This is a genomic window from Rhizobacter sp. P2_H2 (assembly GCF_056403375.1).
The window spans coordinates 1-3,244 of sequence record NZ_JBFUFP010000623.1 but is presented as its reverse complement, the minus strand read 5'-3'; the positions used below and the strand labels follow the sequence as shown (position 1 = coordinate 3,244).

At 65.0% G+C, this 3,244-nt stretch carries 3 protein-coding genes; 1 reads left to right on the top strand and 2 read right to left on the bottom strand.

The features are described 5' to 3' along the window. Positions 1-46: 46 nt before the first annotated feature. Complete coding sequence (locus AC1D15_RS23595; protein WP_477827889.1) at positions 47-862, bottom strand: amino acid ABC transporter substrate-binding protein; 816 nt, start codon at positions 860-862, stop codon at positions 47-49. 448 nt (positions 863-1,310) lie between these two features. Here AC1D15_RS23595 and AC1D15_RS23590 point away from each other — a divergent pair, with 448 nt between their 5' ends. Next, positions 1,311-2,732, top strand: a complete 1,422-nt coding sequence (locus AC1D15_RS23590; RefSeq protein WP_477827888.1) for an AbfB domain-containing protein — start codon at positions 1,311-1,313, stop codon at positions 2,730-2,732. A 250-nt stretch (positions 2,733-2,982) separates the two neighbouring features. Here the strand turns inward: AC1D15_RS23590 and AC1D15_RS23585 are convergent. After that, positions 2,983-3,244 (bottom strand): hypothetical protein (locus AC1D15_RS23585; protein WP_477827887.1); only part of this gene is annotated, 262 nt, incomplete at its 5' end.

Here is a 3,244-nt window from a genome sequence, read left to right as displayed (position 1 = left end):
CCATTCGGGCCCGAGCCGTGTGACGCTCGGGCCTGAAGGGGTGAAATCAGATCGAGAAGCCCAGCAGCGCCGCGACGCCGGCCTCCTTGTTGGGGCGCGAGAAACCGTCGCGCGTCAGCCGGCTCATCTTGATCGTCAGCGTGTCGGTCATGAACCACTTGTCGTACAGCGCGTTGATCTCGCCACTCGCGTAGAGCCGCATCAGGCTGCGGTCCACCGCCGCCAGCAAGGCCTTGTCACCCTTTCGGACCATCACCGCATAGGGCTCGACCGAGAGAGCCAGCGGGCTCACCTCGAGCGAATCGAGCGCCCGGTCGGCGGACACCAGGCCGAGCAGCAACGAGTCGTCCTGCGGGAAAGCCCGGGCCCGGCCTTCCTTCAGCGCCTTGTACGCGTCGGCATTGCTGGTGTAGGACTGGAACTGCGCACGCAGCTCTCCGTCGCCCAATTGCTTGAACAGCTTCTCCGAGGTGGTGCCCTTGATGAGCGCGATCGGCAGCCCGTTCAGGTCCTTCACCGCGTTGACGTGGATGCTCTTGGCGGTGAGAACGCGCATCGAGGCGACGAAGAACGAGTAGCTGAAATCGACCTTCTCCTGGCGTGCCCGGGTGTTGGTCGTCGACCCGCATTCGAGGTCGATCTCGCCGGCCTGCAGCTTCGGAATGCGCTCCGCGCCGCTGACGACCTTGAACTGCACCTTGAGCTCGCCGAGCTTCAGCTCGCGCTTGATCTCCTCGACGGCGTTCATGCACAGGTCGACCGAGTAGCCGACCGGTTGCTTCTGCTCGTTCAGGAACGAGAAGGGCCGGGCCGATTCGCGCACGCCGATGGTGATGGACCGGCTGTCGCGGATCCGGGCCATGGTGTCGCCGTGGGACTGTGACCACGCAGCGCCGCTGCAACCCAGCAGCAGCAGGCACAACGACACGCGGTGCTGAAATGAAGACATGACCTGGACTCCGCCCAAAGGCCCGAAGTCTGGCGGTCGCACCCGCGGAAAAAATGATCGCCTGTCGATCGATTCGTGATCGCGGAGATCGCGCAGCGATGCGTGAGGAATATCTCCGGCTTCGATGCCCTCGCCCGCTCCTCTCTACATTGCTTTTCGAGCCGAGTCATCACCGGGTCGCGATGGCGTGTCAGGGTATTCGCGGGAATATTCAATCCGGTATCGGCGCGCGCCGAGAAGCGATTGGACCGTGCAGCACCGCCTCCGTAGCATCGCCCCCCGCGATCTCGCCGATTGAGCGAGGCGCAACGGGCCCGTCAGCTCATGACGGCTGCTTTTCCACGGAGACAGGAGTTCACTGGTGAAGACATTTCTGAGATCGATTCGGTCGGCTGTTGCTGCCACCTTGCTCGCCGCTGCGTTCGGCGGTGCGCAGGCGCAGTCGGCGGGCTATTTGCTGGTTCATTTCACGGGCGAGTCTGCGCAAGGCGAGCAGACCTACATGTCGGTCAGCACCGACGGCATGCATTGGTCGGACCTGAACAACAGCCAGCCTGTGCTCATGTCGACCGTCGGCGAGAAAGGCGTGCGCGACCACACCATCGTGCGCTCACCCGATGGCTCCAAATACTGGATCCTCGCCACCGACCTGCGCATCGCCAGCGGCAAGGGCTGGGACGCCGCGATGCACCACGCCAGCACCAAGCTGGTCATCTGGGAATCCACGGACCTCGTGCACTGGTCCGAGCCGCGCCTGGTCGACGTCGCCGGCGCCATCCCGAACGCGGGTTGCGCCTGGGCACCCGAAGCCATCTGGGACCCGGCATCGAACGCCTACATCGTGTACTGGGCGACCATCTCGCCGCTCAACGGCGTCGACAAGCCGCGCATCTACTACGCGAAGACGACCGACTTCCGCAGCTTCACCGCGCCGCAGATGTACATCGACCGGCCCGGCACGCAAGGCATCATCGACACGCAGATCATCGAGGTCGCGGGCAACGTCGGCGGCTTCAAGTACGTGCGTGCCTCCGGAGACGGCCAGATCACGCTCGAAGGCAGCCAGTCGGTGCTGGGCGCGTGGACGACCATCGGCGACCTGTCGCAGATCGGCCTGACGGGCAGCATGGTCGAAGGCCCCATCCTCTTCAAGTTCAACAACGAGGCCAAGTGGGGCCTGTGGGTCGACCAGTACGCCGCCGGCAAGGGCTACCTGCCGCTGAGCTCGATCAACATGGGCAGCGCGCAGAACTGGCAGATCGCGTCGACAGGCTCGTACAACCTGGGTGCGGACCGCAAGCGGCATGGCGGCATCCTGAACCTGAGCGCGGCAGAGATGAGCCGCGTGAACGCGCAGTGGGGCGGCGCCACGCCCATCAACCGGCTGCAGTCCTCCAACTTTCCGGATCGGTACGTGCGGCATTCGAGCTTCACGGTGCGCATCGATCCGAACGTCTCGCCGCTGGATGATTCGAAGTTCCGGATCGTGAAGGGGCTGGCGAACAACGCGGGCTACGTGTCGTTCGCGTCGGTGAACTTCCCGGGCTACTACCTGCGGCACAAGGACTTCGTCTTCGAACTGGCGCCGTACGACGGATCGCCGCAGTTCGCCGCGGACGCCACGTTCAAGCAGGTGCCGGGGCTGGCCGACACGAGCGCCAGTTCGTTCCAGGCGTACAGCGACTCGACCCGCTACATCCGCCACTACGCCTATGTGCTGCGCCTGGACCTCGTCAAGAACCAGACCGACCGCAGCGATGCGACGTTTCACGTGACCCCCTGACCGAACTGCACACGGGCCGCAGTGCGGCCTGTGTGCAGGCGCGCCCCCCGATTCGATGTAAATCGGGTGCGGTGAAATTTCATCCTGTTGCACTGCGTCTCGCTGCGCCAACGCCCCCCCTAGAAGCGTTCATCGACTCCGCAAGTTTCGTCAGTTTCCCCGGTATCGCGCCTCCCACAATCGCGCCGGAAATCGAGGGGGCGACACGTCGAATGACGTAGGCGCACCGCACTTTGACGCAACAGGATCTTCACGATGAGCATGCCAATCCAACGCCCGGGACGCGCCACTGCAACGAGCGCGCTGCTGTGCGCGATGGTGCTGTCTGCCTGCGGGGGCAGCAATGATTCGGGCACCGCTCCGGCACCGATCGGGTCGGCACCTGCGCCCGCACCCGCACCCGCACCTGCGCCCGCACCCGCACCTGCACCTGCACCCGCACCTGCACCTGCACCTGCACCTGCGCCTGCGCCTGCGCCTGCACCTGCACCTGCGCCTGCACCTGCACCTGC

Excerpts from the sequence above, each read along its gene's own strand:
- AC1D15_RS23595 (WP_477827889.1), bottom strand. The coding sequence starts at position 862 with ATGGCCCGGATCCGCGACAGCCGGTCCATCACCATCGGCGTGCGCGAA.